Source organism: Chryseobacterium paludis, from assembly GCF_025403485.1.
In the GTDB taxonomy this organism is placed as follows: domain Bacteria; phylum Bacteroidota; class Bacteroidia; order Flavobacteriales; family Weeksellaceae; genus Chryseobacterium; species Chryseobacterium paludis.
Genome location: NZ_CP099966.1, coordinates 1,872,088 through 1,895,711 on the forward strand (window position 1 = coordinate 1,872,088; position 23,624 = coordinate 1,895,711).

General features: G+C 37.4%; 12 protein-coding genes. 7 read left to right on the top strand and 5 right to left on the bottom strand.

Annotated features, from left to right (window positions below; all coding sequences use genetic code 11):
- The first annotated feature begins 823 nt into the window (after positions 1-823).
- The gene (locus NG806_RS08295; RefSeq protein WP_261512661.1) at positions 824-1,504 is read left to right on the top strand and encodes a hypothetical protein; all 681 of its coding nucleotides are present in this window, start codon (positions 824-826) and stop codon (positions 1,502-1,504) included.
- Positions 1,505-1,575: 71 nt separating this feature from the next.
- On the opposite strand, the gene NG806_RS08300 is transcribed toward NG806_RS08295, so the two are convergent.
- The 3 genes from NG806_RS08300 to NG806_RS08310 all read right to left on the bottom strand — a co-directional run bounded on the left by NG806_RS08300 (position 1,576) and on the right by NG806_RS08310 (position 3,559).
- A complete protein-coding gene (locus NG806_RS08300; RefSeq protein WP_261512662.1) occupies positions 1,576-2,055 on the bottom strand; it encodes a hypothetical protein in 480 nt (159 codons plus the stop codon).
- Between the two features lie 153 nt (positions 2,056-2,208).
- Positions 2,209-3,069, bottom strand: coding sequence for a DUF4240 domain-containing protein (locus tag NG806_RS08305; protein ID WP_214831601.1), 861 nt, complete (start codon positions 3,067-3,069; stop codon positions 2,209-2,211).
- A gap of 133 nt (positions 3,070-3,202) precedes the next feature.
- Positions 3,203-3,559: a hypothetical protein gene (locus NG806_RS08310; protein ID WP_214831602.1), complete on the bottom strand. Its 357-nt coding sequence runs from the start codon at positions 3,557-3,559 to the stop codon at positions 3,203-3,205.
- 523 nt (positions 3,560-4,082) lie between these two features.
- Between NG806_RS08310 and NG806_RS08315 the strand changes: the two genes are divergently transcribed.
- Positions 4,083-4,892 (top strand): UbiA prenyltransferase family protein, encoded by an 810-nt coding sequence (locus tag NG806_RS08315; RefSeq protein WP_214831603.1) that lies wholly within the window; start codon positions 4,083-4,085, stop codon positions 4,890-4,892.
- A gap of 19 nt (positions 4,893-4,911) precedes the next feature.
- Here NG806_RS08315 and NG806_RS08320 read toward each other — a convergent pair whose 3' ends face one another.
- A complete protein-coding gene (locus NG806_RS08320; RefSeq protein WP_261512666.1) occupies positions 4,912-6,420 on the bottom strand; it encodes an amidohydrolase family protein in 1,509 nt (502 codons plus the stop codon).
- Between the two features lie 259 nt (positions 6,421-6,679).
- The gene (locus NG806_RS08325; RefSeq protein WP_261512667.1) at positions 6,680-8,014 is read right to left on the bottom strand and encodes a retropepsin-like aspartic protease; all 1,335 of its coding nucleotides are present in this window, start codon (positions 8,012-8,014) and stop codon (positions 6,680-6,682) included.
- Positions 8,015-8,875: 861 nt separating this feature from the next.
- Between NG806_RS08325 and NG806_RS08330 the strand changes: the two genes are divergently transcribed.
- From NG806_RS08330 to NG806_RS08350, 5 genes are read left to right on the top strand one after another with little or no spacing between them, the layout of a single operon-like run.
- Entirely contained in the window at positions 8,876-15,913 is a 7,038-nt protein-coding gene (locus tag NG806_RS08330; protein WP_261512668.1) for a type I polyketide synthase, read from the top strand.
- Between the two features lie 19 nt (positions 15,914-15,932).
- Positions 15,933-20,162 carry a type I polyketide synthase gene (locus NG806_RS08335; protein WP_261512670.1) on the top strand — a complete coding sequence of 1,410 codons (4,230 nt, stop codon included), beginning with the start codon at positions 15,933-15,935 and terminating at the stop codon, positions 20,160-20,162.
- A gap of 14 nt (positions 20,163-20,176) precedes the next feature.
- On the top strand, positions 20,177-20,449 hold the full coding sequence (locus NG806_RS08340) for an acyl carrier protein (RefSeq protein ID WP_251040612.1): 273 nt from the start codon (positions 20,177-20,179) through the stop codon (positions 20,447-20,449).
- Entirely contained in the window at positions 20,440-21,204 is a 765-nt protein-coding gene (locus NG806_RS08345; RefSeq protein WP_214831609.1) for an alpha/beta fold hydrolase, read from the top strand. Before NG806_RS08340 ends, NG806_RS08345 begins: the two co-directional genes overlap by 10 nt.
- A 10-nt stretch (positions 21,205-21,214) precedes the next feature.
- Positions 21,215-23,620, top strand: a complete 2,406-nt coding sequence (locus NG806_RS08350; RefSeq protein WP_261512671.1) for a glycosyltransferase — start codon at positions 21,215-21,217, stop codon at positions 23,618-23,620.
- Positions 23,621-23,624 lie beyond the last annotated feature (4 nt).

The window sequence follows — 23,624 nt, forward strand, 5'->3', positions numbered from 1 at the left end:
GATTTTGAAAGTCCTCCGTAGATTAAATAGCATCATTACTGACACCACATGAAACTTTCCAAACTTCAATACAAGAATTTCTCACCCCCAGATCGAAAGTGAAGTATCGGAATACCCTAATACTATATATTCTTTATATCTGATTTACAGGAATAATCAAATAAACCTATGTGTTCTATATGACTTATAGCGTTAAAGAAATTGTGATAACTTAGTATTGTTTTAAATGGTTGGAAACAATAAGTTTTGACGCATTCGGATGAATAGGTACAACGTAGTTTTGTTCATTTTCATGATGTAATTAGTTTTCGGGTTAGTTTTAGTTTTTTAGAGCAAACAACATAATCTGTTATAAGAACTTGATGCTGTTGATTACAAAAATATATTTTTATTACGGATCATCAAAGCTAAAAAAACAAAAAGCAACCCATACTTACCTCATGCTTCCATACTACATTTTGATATCATTTATTTCCGTATCTTGTCTATACGTTTTTACAAAAAAAACATTTTAAAACTAAATACCTTATTTTATGAAAAACTTAAAAAACCTATCCCAAAAGCTCACCAAAGGAGAATTGAAGAAAATTTTTGGCGGCGATGGTCCTGAATTATCTCTTCCGATGTGTACACCAAGACAATGCGAGATTTTTTATACCCGATGTGACCGTGTTAGCAGCTGTCCTCCACTCTACCCTGATCCAATTTAAATAAAATACGGCTCAAAGGAGAAATACATTGCCCGCAAAATAATAGATCTAATTTGTGGGCATTTTTATAAGACAAACTGGAAGCAATTGTTTACTCCCAACACCCGAACCCTATGAAAATAAAACTTAGCTATCTACTTATTTTACTATATAGTCTTGTAAGTTGTCAGGGAAAATCGATCATCAATGATCTGAAATTCTCTAACTATTCAGGACATCCCAAAAAAATTACAGAGGTCATTACTTTTTCAAACCAAAATATAAATGAGAATATCTCTTATTTTGACAAAGAGGGTTTCCTTACAAAAGTTGAATACTATAATGTGATCAAAAGTGGATCTTCTCATGATCGATTGATCAATGAAATTACTACCTACAATTCAAAAGACAAAGCAAAACGCTATTTTGAAGTCATTAATCCTGAAACTAAGAAAATAGTAACTAACGGTTATTTTGAGAAAATATCTGATTCATTATATAAGAGAGTTTCAAATGCTACTGATCACAATATATCACTTCACAAACTATTTTATTTTGACAGAAATAACCGCCTCATAAAAACAGAAGAAACCGGAAATTTTTATGAAACCCCAATTAACAGCATCATTTTATATACCTATACCCATACCCTAAAAAATGAAATCCTTTTTGAGAATTTAACCAACCACAAAAAGTCTAAGCATGTTTATAAAAATGTAAAGCTTGATCCAAATGCCAATTCTGTGTATGAAGAATTAGTGGATGATCATGGAATTCTACAACAAAAAACAGAAAGAAAATTTGAATATTATTAATTGAAAAAATTTCTATTAAGCGTAGTTTAAGCAAGCTTCAATCTCCCTGCTCATTCGAAAAGTTTAAAAATTTATTTCACAAGAGAATATATTAATACTCCAATACCGGCATAGGCAGCAACGGTAATAATATCAGCAATAGGCTGTGAAAAGCGTTTTTCAGCAATTCTCTCGCCATTGATCTGGTTCTTATGGAATTTCAGAACTTTTTTAGAATTACGAACCGGATGCGCCACCAGGCTGTCGCTTTCCCACTTGTCAACGATGACTTTATAAGACCTGCCATCAACATCAATTTTAACATTTTTACCCGGAGTCAGTTTCCCCTGAATATCAACCGGGACAGATGTTTGCTGTAAATCCGCACCTTGAGATTTAGTGGCTGTATTTTTTGTTTGCGGAGAATTGGTGTCAGCAGGAGCTGCACGCTCATTAGATTCTTTCTTATTGCCCTTCTTATCCATTGCTGGATCGGCTGGTTTTTTAACCTGGTAAGTATAGCAACTTACAAGAGAAAATAATATAATGATGAGATAAAGATTCTTTCGCATTAGCCAAATTTAAGAAATAAACGGAAAATTCAGTATTTTCTTTTAAAAATTCTGAATTTAAAAATGTATTCCTGCTTAAAAAAGCAATTGGTATTGATTAAGATTTTAAGAATCAGTATTAAAATGCAGTGTTACCGAATAATGATATTCTCCCTAAACACTTCTCAGTTCAGCAATTTCTTTTACTAATTTCGGGTACATAGACTGTAGATCAGCTCCACCTTTTGGTTCACGGTTCATCTGCCGCTCCGGGCTATCATAATGATTCTCCGGATACAGTTCGTCAACAGTATCTCTTATTTCTGATTCATCTTCATTATCATGATTTTCTGAATAGGCATCATCAGAGACATACAGAAGTCCTTCTGCCCAGCAGTCGGCAATGTTAAAGCTGTATTTTCCATTGACCAATGACTGAATATCTTTTTCAATATCTTCAAAAAATTCTTTTCCTTTCAACAACAGCCAGCATCGGAAGTAAATAAACCCATCATCAGAAAGGGAATCGTTAAACACATAAACCCCATTCTCCAGCTTAAATCCACATTCAAGAATAATAGAAAGTTCAGCAATTTCTGCCGTATAAAGGTTACTCAGTTTCTCCCGAAGTGTTTTTTCAAAAAGAATAAGTCTTTCTTTTCCAAATTTAGAAAGGTAGGCGGTTAAATTTTCCAAATGTTCATCCACATCATATTCGCTCCAATGGGCTTTTCTCTGTTTATTGGATTTTTCAATGGCTTCCCAGAAATAAATATCAGCTCTTTCATTCTCTGAAAGTTCTTTTTTCTGTGGAACTTCGTCATGTTCCAGAATTTCAATATATCCTTTCTTTATCTTTTGATTGATCAGCTTTTCAGACTCGTGAGTACATTCTTTTTCATCAGCAAATTCTTTGATTGTTTCCCTGCCTTTTGTTCCGGTTTTGCCAAATATTATTTTTTGAGTAGTTCCCTGGTAATCTATATTCCAAAATTTATCTGATAGCTCATTTTGATTGATCAAGTGCCTTTTCATAAAGTAAAAAAATGTGATGGATTTTTAATGGAATTAAAACTACAAAAAAATAAAGAACCGATGCGCTATTTCCTCTACAAATTCCTTTCTGGCAGCCATTACCTGAAAATCTTTAAGTTATATTATAGTCACTTTAATACTCTTCCCACTCCCCATTTTGAGGATCATATTTCTGATATTCACCCGTATCTGTAAATTCTGAGGCGGTCATCCCCACTTCAAAAATATTTTCTTCATTAAAATCTGTTGAAAAATACAGTGCTTCATCGGTTAGCAGCGCTTGCCCATATTCAGGATGTTCGAAATGAAATCCATATTTGCTTTTTTCGTGTAAGACATAGTTATACTTTGCAAGACGTGCTTTTAATTCTTCAATCTGAGGTGCCGTAAACGGCTCAAGATTCTTCTCATCATCGAAAAAACTTTCGTCGTTGAGTTTCTGCTCTCTTTCTTTGGTCTCTTTTCTGAATAAATGGATGTCGTAGCTCATATCTTTTTTATGCTTTAAAAATACAGTTAGTCTATGGTTTTTTCTATGTTTTGATATTAAATTTATAAAAATAAGTAGCCAACAGAGTAAAACCTCCACTATAAAAATAGGTAAGAATGGTTGCCAATACTTATTTTGTCTGTCAATTTTACACCATCTTTGACCGGAGTTATCAAGCATGCTTTAAAACTGCCTGCCCCACCCATTATTATGCTTGCACCAGCCAATAAAAATAATTAATTTCAATCCTCAGATAACAGGGGACAATTAACAACACAACACCCTGTTAATTAGTACTTTAAATCACACAAAGAATAAAATAAAATTAATAATTAAAATAAACGAGGCAAACATAGCGAATAATCTGTTTCAACAACCAACGGAACGATCACTATAAGAATTAGATATGCTCAGGGAACATCAGCAAAAAACAGGGTTCAGGCACTTACTGGAATTTATATTCTACAGTAATTTTTTTTATGGCATTTGTACAGTCGCCGCTACCCTTGAAACCACTTTCCTTATGAAAATCCCTTTTCAAGGGATAATGCTATACATACTAACGTTTATCAGTACCATTATTTTCTATAATTATCCATACGCCAGAAGTCATTCACCTACCTCCAAAAATCCGCGTACGCGGTGGTATTCTGCTCATCATAAAATGATCTCAAAAATCCAGATTGGTCTTAATATCTGTCTATTAGGGATAATGGTGTGGATGGCGATCGTTTACTTTAATGAAATAAAAGCAATGACAGGTATACAGTGGATCCTGTTATTGATCTTCCCTATCGTAGCGGCCATGTATTACGGAAAAAATATTGCCACGCGTGCCTACAACCTTCGAAGAGCGGGATTGGTAAAGCCTTTCATCATTGGCTTTGTCTGGGCTGGCTTAACGACCATATATCCGTTATTATATTCTAATGTCATTCATTCATTCGAACAGAATTTCACCTTACTTCTGCTTATCCTGTTTCTGAAGAATTTCATGTTTATTTCATTGCTGGCAATTATGTTTGATGTAAAAGATTATGCGGATGATACCACAAATCAGTTGAACACTTTTGTTGTAAAATATGGTTTAAGAAATACACTTTTAAACATCATAATTCCATTGATCATTTTAGGTATCCTTACCTTCATATCCTATGCCTTAATGAGTAAATTCAGCATTCCGAAAATGATATTTATCCTCATTCCTTTTTTACTTCTGGTGGCGGTAACGCTGTCATTAAAAAAACGGCGGCCTCTTATGTATTACCTGGTTGTTATTGACGGACTGATATTTGTTAAAGCCCTTTTTGGTATTTTAGCTGCCATCTCATAAAATTTCATGAGGCAATTTATCAGTTTAGTTTCACTTTCATTTTTTGAATAAAACCATCCCATTGCTTATTCAGGTACACCAATGATTCCTTTTTCTCATTTTCATCCAGAGACGAATAATTAATCGAATTAAAAACCAGTTTCTTCAATGCTTTTACATCAAGCTCCCAGGAAACAAAAGCGACCCAGAAATCATAATTAAGACCTTCATATCCGTAAACACTCGGATCATCACTATTTATAGAACACTGTACTCCATTGCTTAACAAAACCCTTGCAGGATGATTCCGCAGGTCACTGACATATCCTAAAATCTGATTACTGATCGGACTTACCTCAACCAGTTTATTTTGTTTTCTGATCAACTCCATTGTTTTTGGAAAATAGATCAGATTGAGGCCATGCCCAATCCTTGGATTGTCCAATGATGAAATATCAAGAATATTTTTATTAAAGACAGAGGTACTTTCTCCTGCATGAAGAAAAAGAGGCATCTTCACTCCATACCTTTTGCTGAGTTCATTTAGTTTCATCCAATCTTCCCGGAAAGAATAGATGCTATTTCCTGCCGCCTCATCTGCAACAAGATCAAAGCCTGAAATAACATTCGGAAACTCCTTTTTAAGTTCAAAGGCTGTTTCAAGTTGTTTTTCAATACTTTTCGGATCTAAAAATTTAAAACTGGAATAAATTAATTTCAAACTGAACTGCGGGTGTGATTTCTGTATTTCTTTAACAACGTCCTGCAGATCGGTAACCGATGTTTTCAATGGATACTTTCCATGTTTAAAATCATAAAGCTCATCAAAGATAAACCTGATTTCCAGGTGTTGCACATTATTTGCCACTAAATCCAGAAACCCTTTTTTATAATATTCCCTAAAAAAAGGACGATAAGGCAACAACAGGCTAATACGTTTAAAACGTTTCTCAAACTCAATCCAGTAATCGGTATAAGTACACAGTGATTCCCGCTTCAGGATGAGAAGGTCTGCCAGTTTTTTTTCAAAATCAGGATCTGAAGTCAGTTTTTTATCAAGACCAATAAATCCTTTCGGAACTTTCCCTTCTTCAAAAAATGCCAGCTGTCCGAAAATAAACTGGTCATTATCTGCCTGATCATAAACATACGATTCTTTATACTTTCTTGCCGCAGCAATCACCCATTTCACATCGGTTATTCCGCCACTATGGGTATGCAGCAACCCTCCTTTCGGCATAGATTGAATGATCTCAAATAATTTACTGCCCTCTATCAATGGTTTTATTTCATTAAAAGAACTATTAAATAAAGGTATTTTCTGTTTGTCTGTTTCCGTAAGAAATTCCTTTCGTAACTGAAATAATTTTTTGTCCAATGCGATCTCAGCATCAGACAGTTTTATATCAGCATCAAAAGCCAATGCTTGATTTTCCTGTTCCAATAACATCCAGTTCTGTTGATAAGTGGATTTTTCAGCCACTTTATTTTGGCATCCAAACAATGGAAATCCAAAAAGTAAAATATAAGTAAGATACCTTCTCTTCATAATATTGAGGTTTGCTTTGCACACTTGATTATGCATAAGAATCTTTTGAAAAAAATAAAGGTTTAAATAAAATGATCTCCAAAAATATAATTAATTTTTTGAGTAAAACAAAATTGAACCTAACCATATAACAGAAAAAATTACTACAATACCTTTTGCATGGGCTAAAAGCTTTACACCATTTAAATGAAAATGGCGTTATTTTACATCGATGATTATTATTTTAATTGAATATATTCTAAAAGGAAAATAATAATTTTTAATCAAATTTAATAAACATCTGATCAAAATTCAAGGTCATTTTGTTGAATTGTCGGATCACATCCTGACCAATATTTCCGTAGACCGTCTCTTTATTAATCTTGTTTTTTAATAAATTTATATTTTTAAGCGGGATCTGTTTTCCTAATATATGAAAGGTATGGTTTACTTTAAATCCATCGTATTCAGCTTTTCCGCCTGCACCGCCCATACTGATCTTAACGCCTTTGTATTCCTTATCTATATTTTTTTTATTCTCTTCATAAAAAGGTGCATATAACATCGTCTGATCAGCACCGGTATCAAAAGTAAAATGTCTGCCATCAATAAAAATAAGTGGAGTCAGACCGTCAATTGCCATATTCGCCGGTGTATTTATTTTTGTTTCTTTTTCCGGTACAATAAAATAATCATCTTGCGTCAGCTGCACTTCATTTAAAGCTTCAATAACGGGAAACCCAAGGATACCATTGATCTGATAGTTTATTTGCGGAAAGCTGAGCGCCGTGTCTGCAAAAACTAAAAATATGGCATTTTCTATCGTGATATTTCCAAGAACCAGTTTTTTACATACGGCAAGATCTGCTTTAACAGAAATACCGGTAATCGCATCTACATCAATATCAGCGGGAATAATTTTCATTTTTAAACGCCTGGCAGCGGATGCTGCAATTGTGGAAATATTAGCTCCTGTATCAAAAATAAAATTCATGGTATCTTCACCGGTACTTATTTTAAGATTCTTTAAGTTCGCAACATCCTTTTCCATCTTTATGCGGGTATCTCCATTAAAAGTAACCTGTTGTCTGGGTTCATTTTCAAGAGCAGTCCATATTTTCAGGTTGTTTTTAAAGTCACTCTTTTCATCTTCTGTAAGGAGATCATTATATTGGTTAATGGCTACCTCAATAGCTTTTTTGGCTCCTTTATAATCATATTGCTTCATGCAGTTATCCTCTTTAATACGCCAGATCTTAAGCATAAGTGAATCAGGAAGTCTGGTTTTTGAAGATTCAAGTTTTAAAATCTTCTGATTAGATTCTTCAGGTTTGTTAAAAGCATTATAAAGCACTGCTTCGGTAAAATACTGGTATTCTACAGGCAGATCTTTCTTGTTTTTTTCAAAAAGTTCATGAACTATAAAAAAATTCTTTTGATCTATCTTTTTATATAAGATATCAAACTTTGAAACAGGGGTCTGGCAAAAACTAATAATAGATATGAACAACATGGCAGCCAACATGGTCTTACCTATTATTCCAATCATCCAAAATGAGTTTATTTTTAATAATCTTCCAATATTCTTTTTAATCTTAGTTTCGGAATTCTTCATACTGCTATTATTAGTTATTTGAATTTTAAACAATTTCAAGCCACTAATTTATCAAATTCCGCCATGCTAAACGATAGATACTATTTAAAATCCGGTATATTATAATGATGTTTTTAGTGAAGTTAATTCTTGTTCATTTTTAAACGGTAAGCAGTCTTAAAATTGATTAAATGCATAAAAGTAAAGACAGCAATTACCTAATATTAAAAGTGTTAAAAGAATAACTACACCAACCTCTGTACTCCTGTTGTAATATTATCTTTTTGTAATATTAAAAAACATTTCTCCAGGCATTGAAATATCTTATTTTTATTCATATATTTGCGTAACATTACTAAATAATTATAAAAATTTATAATTATTTTCATACAGATTGTACCGGTTTATTTCGAAGAATAAAAATATAAACTACAGATTATTAACAGTATTAGGTCGATTTAAAGTTCTCTTATTAATAAATTATTACTAAATCACCTTTATCGTTAAAAATATCACATAATTTATTTATTTTTATTCCTCCAAAATAAGCAATCGCTCATTATGCCTTATGGTCTAGCGTTTTGCTATGGAATTTTTCAGCTATCATTTCAACACCATAAACACTATGAAAAACTTAACCATTATTGGCGCAAAGCCTTTTGAAAAGCCGGATATCGACCTTAAATCTAATAACCTAAGGGTTACTGGAATCCACACAATTAATCGATTCGAAATTAAAGAATAATTATTAAATAACGTTTATTGTTAAATATATAACATAAATTTACTACTTTTATTCCTTCATAACAAACAATCGCACTTTATAACTAAATGTTTAGCGTTTTGTTATGAAACATTCTATCATTTCAAACCATAAATGCCATGAAAAACTTTACTATTATTGGGATAACGCCTTTTGAAAAACCGGATGTGAATCTTATCCTGAAACTACATCAGGCGGGTGCATTTCCTATCCTAAGCTTAGGACATGAGTTAACGATTGCTCAGCAAGCATTAAATCAACTCGACCATACAGATGTATCTTCTTATGGTATCTCCGCCACTGATGACAAATTTATGTCGCTTCAAATTCCAGAGAAAGTAAGCTTTGTGATACTTCCTTTCAGCCTATCAATTAATTACGCATTGGATTTACCGGTTATTTACCAGGTAAACAGTTTGGAAGAAGCCAGACAGGCTGAACAATCAGGAGCAAAAGGTATCATCGTAAAAGGGAATGAAGCTGGTGGACTTGTTGGTTATGAATCAACATTTGTATTATTTCAGCGTGTTATCAAAGAAATCAATACTATACCAGTATGGGCACAGGGAGGAATAGGACTCCACACTTCTGCGGCAGTAAAAGCATTAGGAGCAACCGGTGTCATATTGGATAGTCAGCTTGCTCTTTTTCCAGAAAGTTCCGTTCCTCAGGATGTAAAAGACCTATGCTCAAAACTAAATGGAACCGAAACAAAAATTATAGCTAATCATCGGGTGTTGGTGAGGCCAAATTCACCCGCTTTACCGGAAGATATCAGTGCCACGGATCTTAAGCAATACTTTACTGACCTTGATATCAGTAAGAGCTATATTCCCATGGGACAGGATATTTCTTTAGCAATAGATCTGTATGAAGATTTCAAAAGTCTCAAAAAGATGATCTTTGGATTTAAAGAAGCCATGTACGGGCATCTGAAACAGGCAAAAGCACTCCAGGTCATTAATGAGGATAATATGCTGGCCAGAGAACTTGGTTTAAGATATCCCATTGCACAAGGGCCAATGACCCGTGTCAGTGATGTCCCTTCATTTGCCAATGCTGTAGCCGAAGCAGGAGGTTTGCCTTTTGTGGCCCTGTCTTTACTTAAAGGTGAACAAGCAAAAGCATTGGTAATTGAAACTAAAAAACTTGCCGGTGAAAAAACATGGGGTGTTGGTATTTTAGGATTTGCACCTCAGGCACTGAGAGATGAACAGACCTCCTATATCCTTGAAGCCAGACCTCCCGTAGTTCTTATCGCAGGCGGAAGACCTGCTCAGGCTAAGATATTTGAAAAAGCAGGAATAAGTACTTTCCTGCATGTTCCTTCCCCGGCATTATTGGATATTTTCCTGAAAGAAGGAGCTAAGAAATTCATATTTGAAGGACGTGAATGTGGTGGCCATGTAGGCCCACTTTCAAGCATGGTCCTTTGGGAAAAACAGATTGAAAGAATTTTAAAAGAAGATCATCCTGAAAATATCAGTGTATTTTTTGCAGGAGGAATCCATAACGCATTCTCAACAGCATTTGTTTCTATCATGGCGGCTCCGTTAGCAGCCAGAGGTGTAAAAGTGGGTGTACTCATGGGAACTGCTTATCTCTATACTGAAGAAGCGGTAATCACCGGAGCCATCCAGGAGGAATTTCAATTGCAGGCTATGCAGGCAAAAGACACCGTCCTGTTGGAAACAGCTCCTGGACATGAAACACGTTGCTTAAACACAGCATTTTCACAACATTTCAATAGCGAGAAGACTAAACTTCTGGCTGCGGGAATGGATAAAAAAGAAGTCTGGGAACAACTTGAAAAACTAAATGTTGGTCGTCTGCGAATTGCTGCCAAAGGGATAGATCGTCAGGGTGACCAACTGGTCAACATACCTAAAAATGAACAGCTAGACCTGGGAATGTATATGATCGGACAAATTGCAACCATGCATGACCATGTGATCTCTCTTGCAGAGCTTCATAAGGATGTTGGTATTGATAATCACAAATACATTCAGCAAGCAACATTACCAGAAGAGCCTGCGTCCAATGAAAAATCACTGGATATCGCTATTGTAGGGATGGAATGTATTTTCCCAGGTGCAAAAAATTTACAGGAATACTGGCGTAATATCATTCTAGGAAAAGACAGCGTAACAGAAGTACCGGATGAGCGATGGAATAAAGATATTTATTATCACCCGGACTCTGACAGACCCGATGTATCCCATTCTAAATGGGGTGGCTTTATTCCGAAAATAGATTTTGATCCCCTCGCATTTGGAATTCCACCACAATCTCTTGCAGCCATTGAACCTACACAATTATTAACCTTACTGGTTGCTAAACGTGCCATGGAAGATGCCGGATATGGAGAAAAACACGTCAACAGAGAAAACATCTCTGTGATCATCGGAGCTGAAGGCGGTAATGACCTGGCAAATAGTTATAGTTTCAGAGGATATTATAAGCAGGTTTTCGGAGAACTTCATGATGAAGTAAAAGAGGCATTTCCACACACTACAGAGGATTCTTTCCCTGGTATTTTAGCTAATGTCATCGCAGGTCGGATTACGAACAGACTGGATCTTGGAGGCAGGAACTTTACCGTAGATGCTGCGTGTGCTTCGTCTTTGGCTGCTATTGATCTGGCATGTCAGGAACTTATATTAGGTAAATCCGATATGGTACTTGCCGGTGGAGCTGATCTACATAACGGGATCAATGATTACCTTATGTTTTCAAGTACACATGCTCTTTCCCGAAAAGGAAGATGTGCAACATTTGACAGTGATGCCGATGGTATTGCTTTGGGAGAAGGGATAGCCATACTAGTATTAAAAAGATATGAAGATGCTGTACATGATGGTGACCGTATTTATTCGGTTATCAAAGGTGTAGGCGGATCAAGTGATGGAAAGGCTTTAGGTCTTACTGCGCCTAGAAAAATAGGCCAGGTAAGAGCTTTGGAACGTGCATATGCCCAAGCAGGTATCAGTCCTGCATCAGTTGGACTTGTTGAGGCTCATGGTACAGGAACTGTAGTTGGAGACAAAACAGAACTTAGTGCACTTACCAATTTATTTAGTCGTTCAGGGGCTTTACCCGGTCAGACTCATTTAGGTTCTGTAAAAACGCAGATCGGGCATACCAAATGTGCAGCAGGATTAGCAGGATTGATCAAAGCTTCTTTAGCAGTATACCATGGTATAAAACCTCCTACCCTTCATCTTCAACAGCCTAACGCTTACTATAATGCTCAAACCAGTCCTTTTGCGTTTTATGCCGAAAGTGGACTTTGGAGCGAGAAGAACCGTTATGCCGGAATCAGTGCTTTTGGATTCGGAGGAACTAATTTCCATACCGTTATTGCAAATCACCCTAAACAAGATAATTCTGTAGCATTACAGTCATGGCCTTCTGAGCTATTTGTGTTCCGCGGAGATACTTATGAAGAGGCCAAAAACCAATTGGGACAGATCAAATCTTTATTAGAAATAAATGATGACATCTCTTTAAAAGATATTGCCTACAGCTTAACCGTAGGTTCAGAAAAACCAATACAGTTAAGTATTGTTGCCGATACAGCCGAAGACCTGATGATGAAAATCGAATTGGTTTTATTCGGTATTGAAACCAAAGACACCTTTATTGTAAATAAAAGAGCAGGTAAAGTGGCCTTTTTATTTCCTGGCCAGGGTAGTCAGCGAATCAATATGGCCCGCGATCTGTTTGTGGTTTTTCCAGCTATCCGAAATCTTATAGAAGGCTATCCGGAGCTTGAGAAAGTCGTTTTCCCTTCTACTACTTTTGATGCCGATGCTTTAAAGAAACAAAAGGAGACCATTAAAGATACCCGTTTAGCACAGCCAATTTTGGGAATTGTTGATCTCGCATTAGCCAGACTCCTTGAATCCATGGGTATTGTTCCAGATATGGTGGCAGGACACAGTTATGGTGAATTACCTGCTTTGTGCTTTGCAGGAGTATTTGGAGAAGAAAAATTAGTTGATTTAAGTATCCAGCGGGCCCACTCGATCTTAGATTCTGTAGAAGGCGGAGATCCGGGCACTATGTTAGCCGTAAGCGCTAAACAGGAAGATTTACAACCTATCCTTGAACAAATAGAAGGCTGTTATCCCGTAAATTTCAATACTCCATCTCAATGTGTGGTGGCAGGAAGTACACCGGCAATAGATAAATTAATGGAACTTCTTAGGAAGGAGCGTATTTCTGCAAAAAAATTAGAGGTTGCCTGCGCATTCCACAGTCCGTTACTTGCCAAATCCAAAGACTTATATGATGCTGTATTGAAAGATGTTCCTTTTCAGGAAATGCAAATTCCTGTCTGGTCCAATACTACGGCAGCAGTATACCCAACAGATGCATCCGAAATAAAGGAAAGACTTACCGAACACCTTGTACAACCGGTAAGATTTGTGGAAGAAATCCAGGCAATGTATGACGATGGAGCAAGAATATTCATTGAGGTAGGACCAGGAAAAATACTCACCGGACTGACTCAGTCTTGCCTGGAAAAAGATCAATTGACATTCTATGTCGAGGATAGCAACCGTAATAAACTGACTCACCTGCTTTGTATGTTTGCTCAGTACCTTGGCACTGGCCGTACCTTCAATATTGAAAAGCTTTTTGATGGCCGTAGCGCTAGATTTATTCAAATAGACCAGCCTGAACTTTATAAGAAAAACCCAGCTATCTGGCGTGTAAACGGTCAGGCTGCACAACCAACCACAGGCACACTGCCAGTGAATGGTGCATTACCTATAATAACACCACTTCAAATGAACAACTTTACCAATCAACAAGTACCTGCAGTTGATAATCAGCTTGCTGCTGAACGCATGTTGCAGGAATATTTAAATAGTATGAAATTACTTATACAGGCTCAACGGGATGTGATGCTTTCCTTCTTAGGACAGAATCCACAGATCAATCCTACTCCTGTCTATGCTTCACCTGTACCCAACCTCATCAATGATCGTTTGGTTTCTATTCCGGCTTCCCCGGTCAATACGGAGAAACCTGTTATCATTCAAACAAAACAGGCTCCATCAAAAGATATTAAATCCTTATTACTACAGGTTGTTAGTGATAAAACGGGATATCCTCATGAAATGCTGGGTATGGAAATGGATCTTGAGGCTGACCTGAGTATTGACTCTATTAAAAGGGTTGAGATTATAGGAACCCTGCGAAGTGAACTGAATATCCTTACGATCGATCATGCCAATGAAGATACCGTTATGGAGCAATTAGCGGCGATAAAAACCTTAAGTGGTCTCGTTGAATGGCTTACAGAGTATACAGGAGTAGCAGCAGTTACTGCAGAAAAAAATGGCTCAGAAGAAGTCAATGGCTCAAAACCTCAGGATCAATCTTCATTTTCTATCGAAGACCTTCAGAAAGCAATTTTGGATATTGTAAGTGAAAAAACTGGTTATCCGAAAGAGATGCTAGGTTTGGATCTGGACTTAGAAGCTGATTTAAGTATTGATTCTATTAAGCGTATGGAAATTATCGCTGACCTTAAAACCAAGATAGGATTCGGTCAGAATTTAGAGCAGGCTGATGATCTTATGGAAAAAATGGCTGCTATTAAAACACTTAAGGGGTTGGCAAATTGGATTAGTGAGATCAACAATACCGGCGCTGATAATAATAGTACAACTAACAATCACATTGATGTAAATGTTGATGTTGAAGCTACTCCAACGGTATTATCCCGTCTTCGTTTTGATCTTACTCCAAGTGATATTTCCTTAATACAAAACACTGAAATATTACAAGGAAAACGTTTTGCAATTACCCAAGACAATGGTAACCAAACGCAGGAAATTAAAAACAGACTTGAACAATATGGCGCTATTGCAGAATTAGTGGACATGGAGAAGGATCTTTCAGATTTTGACGGACTGATCATTCTGGATATGTTCTCATCTCCTGTTAAGCATAATATCATTGATCATGTTGATTTGATAAAAAAATTAAATCTCGATAAAGCAAAATGGATTTACCTGATATCAGATATTCCTGCACATCTTGAAGAGTTAACCGATACTCGTGTACTGCGCCATTATCAAGGTTATTCAGGTTTATTTAAAAGCCTGGCGCGTGAGTTTGAACAAACCACCTGCAGACTAATCAGCTTAAGCACTACTCAGAAGATGGATCAGATTGCTGAAATTGCTTTAAAAGAGATATTAGCAGCCGATAAACCGGTTGAAGTTATTTACAAAAATGATCAAAGGCATAAAGTGGATATTATACCTTCACCTTTATCAACAAGTCTGGAAGATGCACACATCCAGCTAGATCAGGAATCAGTTGTATTAGTACTTGGAGGTGCACAGGGGATCACTTCTGAACTGGCTAAACATATGTCAGAAGCTTATCCATGTACCTATATTCTTGTAGGCAGATCAGCAGATCCAAGAGATGAAGCACCAGATCATAAAGAATTGGAAGTGATGAAAACCAAGGAAGAAATAAGAAGTTATCTTATAAAAACCGGGAAATTCACGTCACCTCCTCAAATAGAAAAAGAAACGGTACGAGTTTTCAAAAATAATCAGATCCTCCATACGATCCGAGATATGGAACGCCTTGGAAGCACTGTGGTTTATCAATCTTTAGACCTTTGTGATGAAGATGGGTTAAGTGCCCTTCTCAGCAATATTTATGAAAAATACGGTCACCTGGACGGAGTTATTCATGGGGCAGGTCTTTTGGAAGATAAATTATTTAAGCATAAAACAAGCAGTTCTTTCGGGCGGGTCTTTGACACTAAAGTAAAACCACTTCGAGTACTGGCTGAACAGCTTCGTGAAGATTGCCAGTTTGTTGTTCTGTTCTCAAGTATTGCATCAGTATATGGCAATAAAGGTCAGACCGATTATGCCGCAGCAAATAGTGTATTGGATGATTATGCCAGAGCTCTTGACAAAAGGCTAAAAGGAAAAGTGATCTCCATAAACTGGGGACCTTGGAAGGGAGCAGGTATGGTTTCACCAACCTTAGAAACAGAATATGAACGTCGGGGGATTTCTTTAATTCCTTTGGATCAGGGGAAAGAGACTTTTCTTAATGAGATAAAATACGGAAATGAAAGCCAGGTACTAATCATGTCTGGAAGCAATTGGTAATCCTCTGTATAAGATAATTATGAAAAAAACAGATGTTGCTGTAATTGGTTTATCTTGTGTCTTTCCTGGGGCACAAGATGCCAACACTTTTTGGCAAAATATTGTCAATAAAGTCGACTCTACCCAACTGGCTCCTGCCGACAGGATCGATCCTGTGCACTTTAGTGATAGTACAAATTCAGTCGATCGTTTTTATTGCAAACGTGGTGGATTTATTTCTGACTACGAATTTGATCCCACAGCATTTGGCATTTTACCACTAGCCGTTGAAGGTACGGAACCGGATCATTTATTAACACTTGATCTTGTGCAAAAGGCTTTGGAGGATGCAGGAGTATTTCAGAAGCAGGTATCGTTAGAAAAAACGGGAATCATCATTGGTAAAGGAAACTACGCAGGACCCGGTGCTACCCGTGCCATCGAAATTGTGCGGACTGGTGAACAGATCTCCTCATTATTACAGGAATTATTACCTCAGGTATCTTCAGCAGATATCGAAAAAGTTAAGCATGCCTTTCAGGAGCGTAAAGGACGTTTTGCTGCTGATACTGCTATGGGACTTATCCCTAATCTTGTCGCCTCTTTAGTCGCTAACCGATTCAATTTAGGAGGAGCCGCTTTTACAGTGGATGCAGCCTGTGCGAGTGCTTTACTTGCTGTGGATCACGCTGTACAAGAGCTTAACCGTGGACGTTGCGACATGGTTATTGCAGGCGGTGTGCATACAGGACAGAATGCTGCTTTCTGGAGTATTTTTGCTCAGCTTGGAGCGATGTCCCGCCAACAGCAAATTAAGCCATTCAGCATGGATGCCGACGGATTATTAATTGGAGAAGGCTGTGGTTTCGTTGTTCTGAAGCGATTGGAAGATGCTGTCCGTGATCAGGATAAGATCTATGCTGTTATTAAAGGTGTTGGTGTAAGCAGTGATGGTAATGGAACCAGTGTTATGAGTCCGTCCGTTAAAGGCCAGTTAAAAGCTTTAAAACAAGCCTGGACTAATGCTGATATGGATGAAAAACAGATTGGTTATTTAGAAGCTCACGGTACAGGAACGCCACTTGGAGACAAAACAGAACTTCAGACCCTGGCTCAGTTCTTTGGTAAAGAAGAAGCCGCTCTCATCGCAGGTATCGGATCTGTAAAATCAAATATAGGACATGCAATGCCTGCAGCAGGTATAGCAGGTTTGATAAAGACCTGTTTAGCATTACATCATGATACTTTACCACCTACATTATATTGTGAAAATCCGGTTGCCGATATGGAGCAGACTCGATTTGCACCCGTACAGGAACCAAAAAACTGGTCAAAATCAGGTTTGCCAAAAGTGGCAGCAGTGAATGCTTTTGGGTTTGGAGGTATCAATGCACACGTTGTTCTTGAAGGATATGATAAGCCGAAAAAAGACCGTGTATTACTTTTAGCAAGAGCAACAAACGAAGAATTACTTTCCGCTTTACGGAATAACGAAACTATACCGGGCGAAGGAGATTACAGGGTTGCCCTCTTTGATCCAACACCTGAAAGAATAGAAAAAGCGATTAAGATTGTCTCTAAGAAAAACCCTTGGCGCAACAGACAGGATATTTGGTATACCTCTATTCCTTTATTACGCGATGGTGGTAAAATAGCCTTTGTTTTTCCTGGCTTAGATGGCCTTGCAAAAGGTGAAGTAGACAGTGTCAGTCGTTATTTTGGATTAACTGAACCTATACAAACTGAAGGTGATGGTCTGTTAACCGATGCATTAAACATTTTTAATTCATGCAGCATACTGGATACCGCGTTGAAAAATTTGGGTATTTCACCAGATATGAATGCAGGACATAGCTTAGGAGAATGGCTGGCTGGCTATTCCGCTGAGCTGGCAGAGGTAAACTCTGTGAAATCATTGATCGATGTACTTAATCCGGAAACTTTTGAATTAAAGGATTCCAGATTTATTGCGATAGGAGCAGGTATTGATAGCATTACACCCCTTATTGCAGAAATTCCAAATGTATATGTTTCTAATGATAACTGTCCCAATCAGGTTATCCTTTGTGGCAGCAATACCGCTCTTGATGAATTAGTTCCATTATTAAAATCTAAACAGATATTTCATCAGATTCTGCCATTCCAATCTGGTTTTCATTCTCCGTTTGTTGCTGACAAGCTTGATTTAATTCTAGAGGGAATGGAACAGGTACAGTTTCAAAAAACAAAGATCCCTTTATGGTCTGCGACCACCCTCACCCCATATCCTGAAGATCAGGAAGCGATCAGAAAACTGAGCGCTGAACATCTTGTTCAGCCGGTTCGCTTCCGCGAGCTTACTGAAAAGCTTTATGAAGAGGGTGCCCGATTTTTCATCCAGGTGGGTGCCGGCGGGTTATTAGGTTTTATTGATGATACATTAAAAGGAAAGGCCTTCAGTACTGTCGCTTCCAGCTTGCCAACCCGATCTGCACTTACTCAGCTGGAGCGTGTGGTCGCTGCATTATTTGTGGAAGGTAAAACTGTAGCACTTGACTTTTTAGACATCCATAATGATTCAAAAAAACCATCAGGTAAAGGAATCAAACTGCAATTGGGATCACCCATTATCCGTGATTTTAAAGAAATAAAATCTTTAGCACAATCTTTTGACACAAAACAAAAAAGTGTTTCAGCAACGGTAGCTAAGACGGGACATCCTCTTGTGCAGGCATTTCAGGAGAACATGACTGATATGATGCGTATGCAGGAAGAAGTACTGACCCTCTTTCAGAATCGTCTGGAAAATAGAGTTACAAATCCTATATTGACGAAAGTACCCACCCATGCGAATTTCTCCAAATCTCTGCATGTTAACCTGGATAGTCATCCTTACCTCATCGATCATAGTCTGTTGAGACAACCCAAAGGATGGACCGATATTGCAGATATGGAACCGGTTATTCCCATGACCATGATTTTTGAAGTATTAGCTGAAATAGCCCAGGCAGAAATAGAAGGAACACAGGTACATAAAATCATGAATGTAAATGTGTTTCAATGGATGAACGTTGCCAAACCTTTTGAGAAAACAGTAAAGGGAGAATGGCGATCATCAAACCACGCCTATCTGGATATTGAAAACTTCGCTAATGCAGAAGTGTTACTAACCTCATCAGCTCCTGTTGTTCCGGCCTTTGATCTTTCAATCGGAGATCTTTTACCAATCAATAGAACCCCTGAAGAGATCTATGAAAAACATATGTTTCATGGAGAAGCTTACCAGGGTATTACGGAGATTTCATCGGTTGGAACCAAAGGTATCGCAGGGAAAATTAAAGGAAATGGAGGAAAAGGTTCCTTATTAGATAACGCCGGGCAATTATTTGGACTGTGGCTACAACTGACTCTAACAAAAGACCGTATTGCTTTTCCTGTGAAAATCAGGGATATCGAATTTTTCGGTAATATGGATGATCAGGAAGGCTTATTTGAATGCTTCTGTATACTCACTGATTTAAATGAGGAATTTGCAACCGCTAACATCATACTGAAAAGAAACGGAAAAGTCTGGTGTGCTATTACAGGATGGCAGAACAGGAGACTTGAAATTGATGAGGCATTATGGAACGTTTCAATGTCTCCTTTACATAACCGACTTTCAGAAGAAATAGCTCCTCAGGTATTTTATTTTCATCAAGCTTACTCCAGAGTTGTTTCATGGGATTTTATTATGAAACGCTATTTCAATCAAACTGAAAAGAAATATCATAATGAGCTCTTACCTAACAAGCGAAAAAACTGGATGGTGAGTCGTGTAGCCGTGAAAGATGCTGTAAGAAACCTGTTACGCCAACAAAAAGATCATGCTTGTTTTCCTATTGCATTTGAAGTACGTTCGAATGAGGTTGGCAAACCTTATCTTATTGGTGATTCTACAGAAGATATCCATGTATCATTAGCTCATAAAGGAAAAGAAGCAGTAGCTATTGCCCGTCATGGAAGCCCCGTAGGAATTGATATGGAACTTATTGAAGAACGCAGCTCAGGATTTTATGATCTGGTATTTACTGATGCTGAATTAGCATTATTAAAAGGCCGGGATCAGGCTGAATGGACCACCCGGTTCTGGGTAGCCAAAGAAGCCTACGGAAAGTTTTTGGGCACCGGTCTGAAAGGAAATCCAAAAGCATACGAAGTTGAACTTATAACAGATGATCATTTATGGATCAATAAAATTGAAATAAAAACTATTAAACACCTAAATTATATTATCGGATGGACACTCTAAACCACACATTAAAAATGAATCACGAGGAACTATTCACTCTTTTAAAAGGCTTTATCACCGAAGTAATTGGTGAAGAATTTGTAGAAGAAATGGACATTACTCCAGAAAGCTCGTTCACGAAAGACCTGGAAATGGACAGTATAGAAATCGTTTCTTTTTCTGAGAAAATCAAAGCCCATTTTGGTGAACAAATTGATTTCACCGGCTGGCTTTCTTCTATGGACTTAGATCAATTGATCAATCTTGACCTCCGTATGATCATCAATTATATCTACGAATGCCAATAATTACTGTTGACAATAGGAAAGTCCATATACAGGAACTCAATAAGGACGCTAAACAAACCGTGGTGCTTATCCACGGGATGTTCAGCAACTTATCAATTTATTATTTTAATATAGCTCCTATTCTGGCAAAACATTATCATGTGGTGATGTATGATTTAAAAAGCCATGGCATGAGTGAGCGTTTTCAAGATGGATACGACCTTGAGAGTATGTCATCCGACCTGCTCAATCTGATGGACTTTTTACAACTCAAAAAAGCACATCTTGTCGGCTACAGCTTCGGAGGTCTTATTGCACTGAAAACAGCATTAAAATATCCAGACCGTGTTGATAAACTTGCGGTTATGGAAGCTCCGGATCCCAGAGACGATAAAACGCGTGGTATCATTGACGAATACAGTAAGGAGTTTCTTGAACATTATGTTGCTAATTTTACTGATACTACAAAAGTACAAATGGGTAAACGGCAAATGGAAAAAAACCACCGTATGTATGAGTTCTTATTTGAACAAACGAGCATCAAAGCAGATATGATCAAAGAAAAGGATTTTCTCAATGAGACTGATTTATCCGAATTGGCTTCTTCTACATTATTGCTCTATGGATCCCAATCCAATTGTAAGCCTACAGGTGAATTATTAAAAACGCAAATTGGCAAAGCTGAACTGGAATTGATTCCTGGTGATCATAATATCCCTATACAGGAACCGGCTCAGATAGCAGAAACCATCAATCATTTTTTATCTAAATTTTAAACACAAAACTATGGCTAAATTTGTATTTGTTGTCCCTCCATTGACAGGCCATGTCAATCCAACTCTAAGTATTGGAGCGACTCTATTGGAAAGAGGGCATCAGGTGGCTTGGATCAGTCTTGATAAAAATTTAAGCACCAAACTTCCTGTTGGAGGAGAATTATTAGTTATTGAATACGATCAGACAGATGAATCAAAAAAAGAAAGTGAACAATATCTCGATATAATTTCAAAAAAAGTAGTGTACGGCATCGACAGCATCAAATTTCTTTATGAAGATGTACTCATTCCTTTAAACAGACATTGCTATAATGGTATTGTTACTTTGCTAAAATCATATCAACCGGATCTGGTTATTGGGGATCATCAGCTATTCGTCGCATCTATTGCTGCGAAAAAGCTAGGTCTTCCTTACAGCACATCTGTTACTGCTCCCGCTGCCATTAAAATTATGGACGAATTGCCTAAGGTACACGAATGGGAAGTGAATCAGATCATCGAACTGCAAAAGGAACTGGGAATAACAGAAAACCGTTCATTGGCTTCTTCAGATCTTTTAACCATGGTTTTAACGTCCAGGTATTTCTTTGGTGAAATGGAGTTACCATCCAATTATCAGTTTACGGGCCCAGTTCTTACAGAACGCCGTATTTCGTGTGAATTTGACTGGGACAGATTAAATAGCAGCACTCAGAAGAAGATTTTAGTAAGTATTGGTACCACATTCGATCATGATCATAAGAAAGCTTTTTTCCAAAAGGTAGTTGATGCATTTCAGAATGAAGATTTAACCGTTGTAGTGGTTTCAGATCCACAGCTTTTTGATAGCTGGCCGGAAAATTTTATGGTCTATCAACAGGTTCCTCAATTGGATCTATTACCTTATCTGGATGGAGTCGTTTGCCATGGAGGACATAATACGGTTTCTGAAGCACTTTCAAATGGCCTGCCTTTAGTGGTTATTCCAATTGCATATGATCAATCCCATGTAGCTGGACGTGTCGTACGTACAGGGGCTGGTGAACGTCTTAATTTTAATAGATTTAAATCAAATCATTTAAAGGAAGCTGTACAGCAGATCTTAAACAACCCTGAGTATCGTAAAGCAGCCGAAATTATCCGTCAGTCTTTCATTGATGCCGGAGGTTCAGCAACTGCAGCCAATTTACTTGAAAAGGCTATTATTTCTTCTTCGGAACAAATAAAACCCCGCTCTAAATTCTTATTTGTTATTCCACCGTTCTTTGGACATATCAGTCCTACATTAAGTGTCGGTGTAAGCTTGATTGAAAGAGGACATGAAGTGAAATGGTTTGGAATTACCCCGCTTTCCAATGAACATATTCCGGAAGGAGGATCTTATTTCTATCCTGAAGAAGATCTTATTCCATATCAGGATGAAATCAAGCGTATCCTGAAAAGACAGGATGATGGACCTGCCTGTTCCGGACCTGAAGTAATGAAACTCGCATTAGAAGAAACCTATGTTCCATTTGCCAAAATGATGATGCCGGGATTAAGCCGCCTTACGGAAAGCTGGAAACCTGATGTCATCGTTAATGACTGTATTTCTTTTGGTGGAGCATTGTTTGCTCATAAACATAATATTCCTTGTGTAACGACCACTCCTGTTCCTCCGGATGTAATGGGAGATACAGAAAAAAGTGCACCTAAAATATTTGAATGGCAACAAAATCTGATCAAAGATCTTCAAAAAGAAGTGGGAATTGATGATGATGGTATTTTTATCCATTCTCATAAATTGAACCTCGTGTTTACCTCACAGGCTTTTGCAGGTTTTGAAACCGTACCTTCTCATATGAAGTTTGTAGGTCCGGTAAAAGGGCGACCAAATGATGCTCCTTTTGATTGGGATCGTTTAAATGCATCTACCACACCTAAAATATTTGTGTCTTTAGGTACTCTGTTGGTGGACATCAGAAAAGCTTTTTTCGAAAAGATCATCGCTGCATTTGCAGATCAGCCGGTTACTATTGTAGCAGCTACTCCACCTAATATTTTTGAAGAATGGCCATCTAATTTTATTGTAAATAGTTTTGTACCACAATCAGCGTTAATGCCACACATGGATATGGTTATTTGTCATGGAGGTTTTAATACCGTTAATGACACATTCCGTAATGGATTGCCAATGTTGATTACACCAATTGCTTATGATCATTTTCATATTGCAAAATTAATTGAGCAGGCAGGTTGTGGAAAGAGTATCCGATACAAACGATTGCGTATTGAATCGCTTCGTGAAACAGTGTTTGAATTGCTTGAGGATCCAACATACCGAAATGCAGCCAAAGAGGTTCAGGCTACCTTTCTTACTGCAGGCGGCAATGATAAAGCTGTAGAATTGTTAGAAAATTTTGTACAAGAAGAACAATCCGTATTAGTTTCTGTTTAATCCT

Excerpts from the sequence above, each read along its gene's own strand:
- NG806_RS08295 (WP_261512661.1), top strand. The coding sequence starts at position 824 with ATGAAAATAAAACTTAGCTATCTACTTATTTTACTATATAGTCTTGTA.
- NG806_RS08340 (WP_251040612.1), top strand. The coding sequence starts at position 20,177 with ATGAATCACGAGGAACTATTCACTCTTTTAAAAGGCTTTATCACCGAA.
- NG806_RS08330 (WP_261512668.1), top strand. The coding sequence starts at position 8,876 with ATGAAAAACTTTACTATTATTGGGATAACGCCTTTTGAAAAACCGGAT.
- NG806_RS08320 (WP_261512666.1), bottom strand. The coding sequence starts at position 6,420 with ATGAAGAGAAGGTATCTTACTTATATTTTACTTTTTGGATTTCCATTG.
- NG806_RS08300 (WP_261512662.1), bottom strand. The coding sequence starts at position 2,055 with ATGCGAAAGAATCTTTATCTCATCATTATATTATTTTCTCTTGTAAGT.
- NG806_RS08310 (WP_214831602.1), bottom strand. The coding sequence starts at position 3,559 with ATGAGCTACGACATCCATTTATTCAGAAAAGAGACCAAAGAAAGAGAG.
- NG806_RS08305 (WP_214831601.1), bottom strand. The coding sequence starts at position 3,069 with ATGAAAAGGCACTTGATCAATCAAAATGAGCTATCAGATAAATTTTGG.
- NG806_RS08345 (WP_214831609.1), top strand. The coding sequence starts at position 20,440 with ATGCCAATAATTACTGTTGACAATAGGAAAGTCCATATACAGGAACTC.
- NG806_RS08325 (WP_261512667.1), bottom strand. The coding sequence starts at position 8,014 with ATGAAGAATTCCGAAACTAAGATTAAAAAGAATATTGGAAGATTATTA.
- NG806_RS08335 (WP_261512670.1), top strand. The coding sequence starts at position 15,933 with ATGAAAAAAACAGATGTTGCTGTAATTGGTTTATCTTGTGTCTTTCCT.
- NG806_RS08315 (WP_214831603.1), top strand. The coding sequence starts at position 4,083 with ATGAAAATCCCTTTTCAAGGGATAATGCTATACATACTAACGTTTATC.
- NG806_RS08350 (WP_261512671.1), top strand. The coding sequence starts at position 21,215 with ATGGCTAAATTTGTATTTGTTGTCCCTCCATTGACAGGCCATGTCAAT.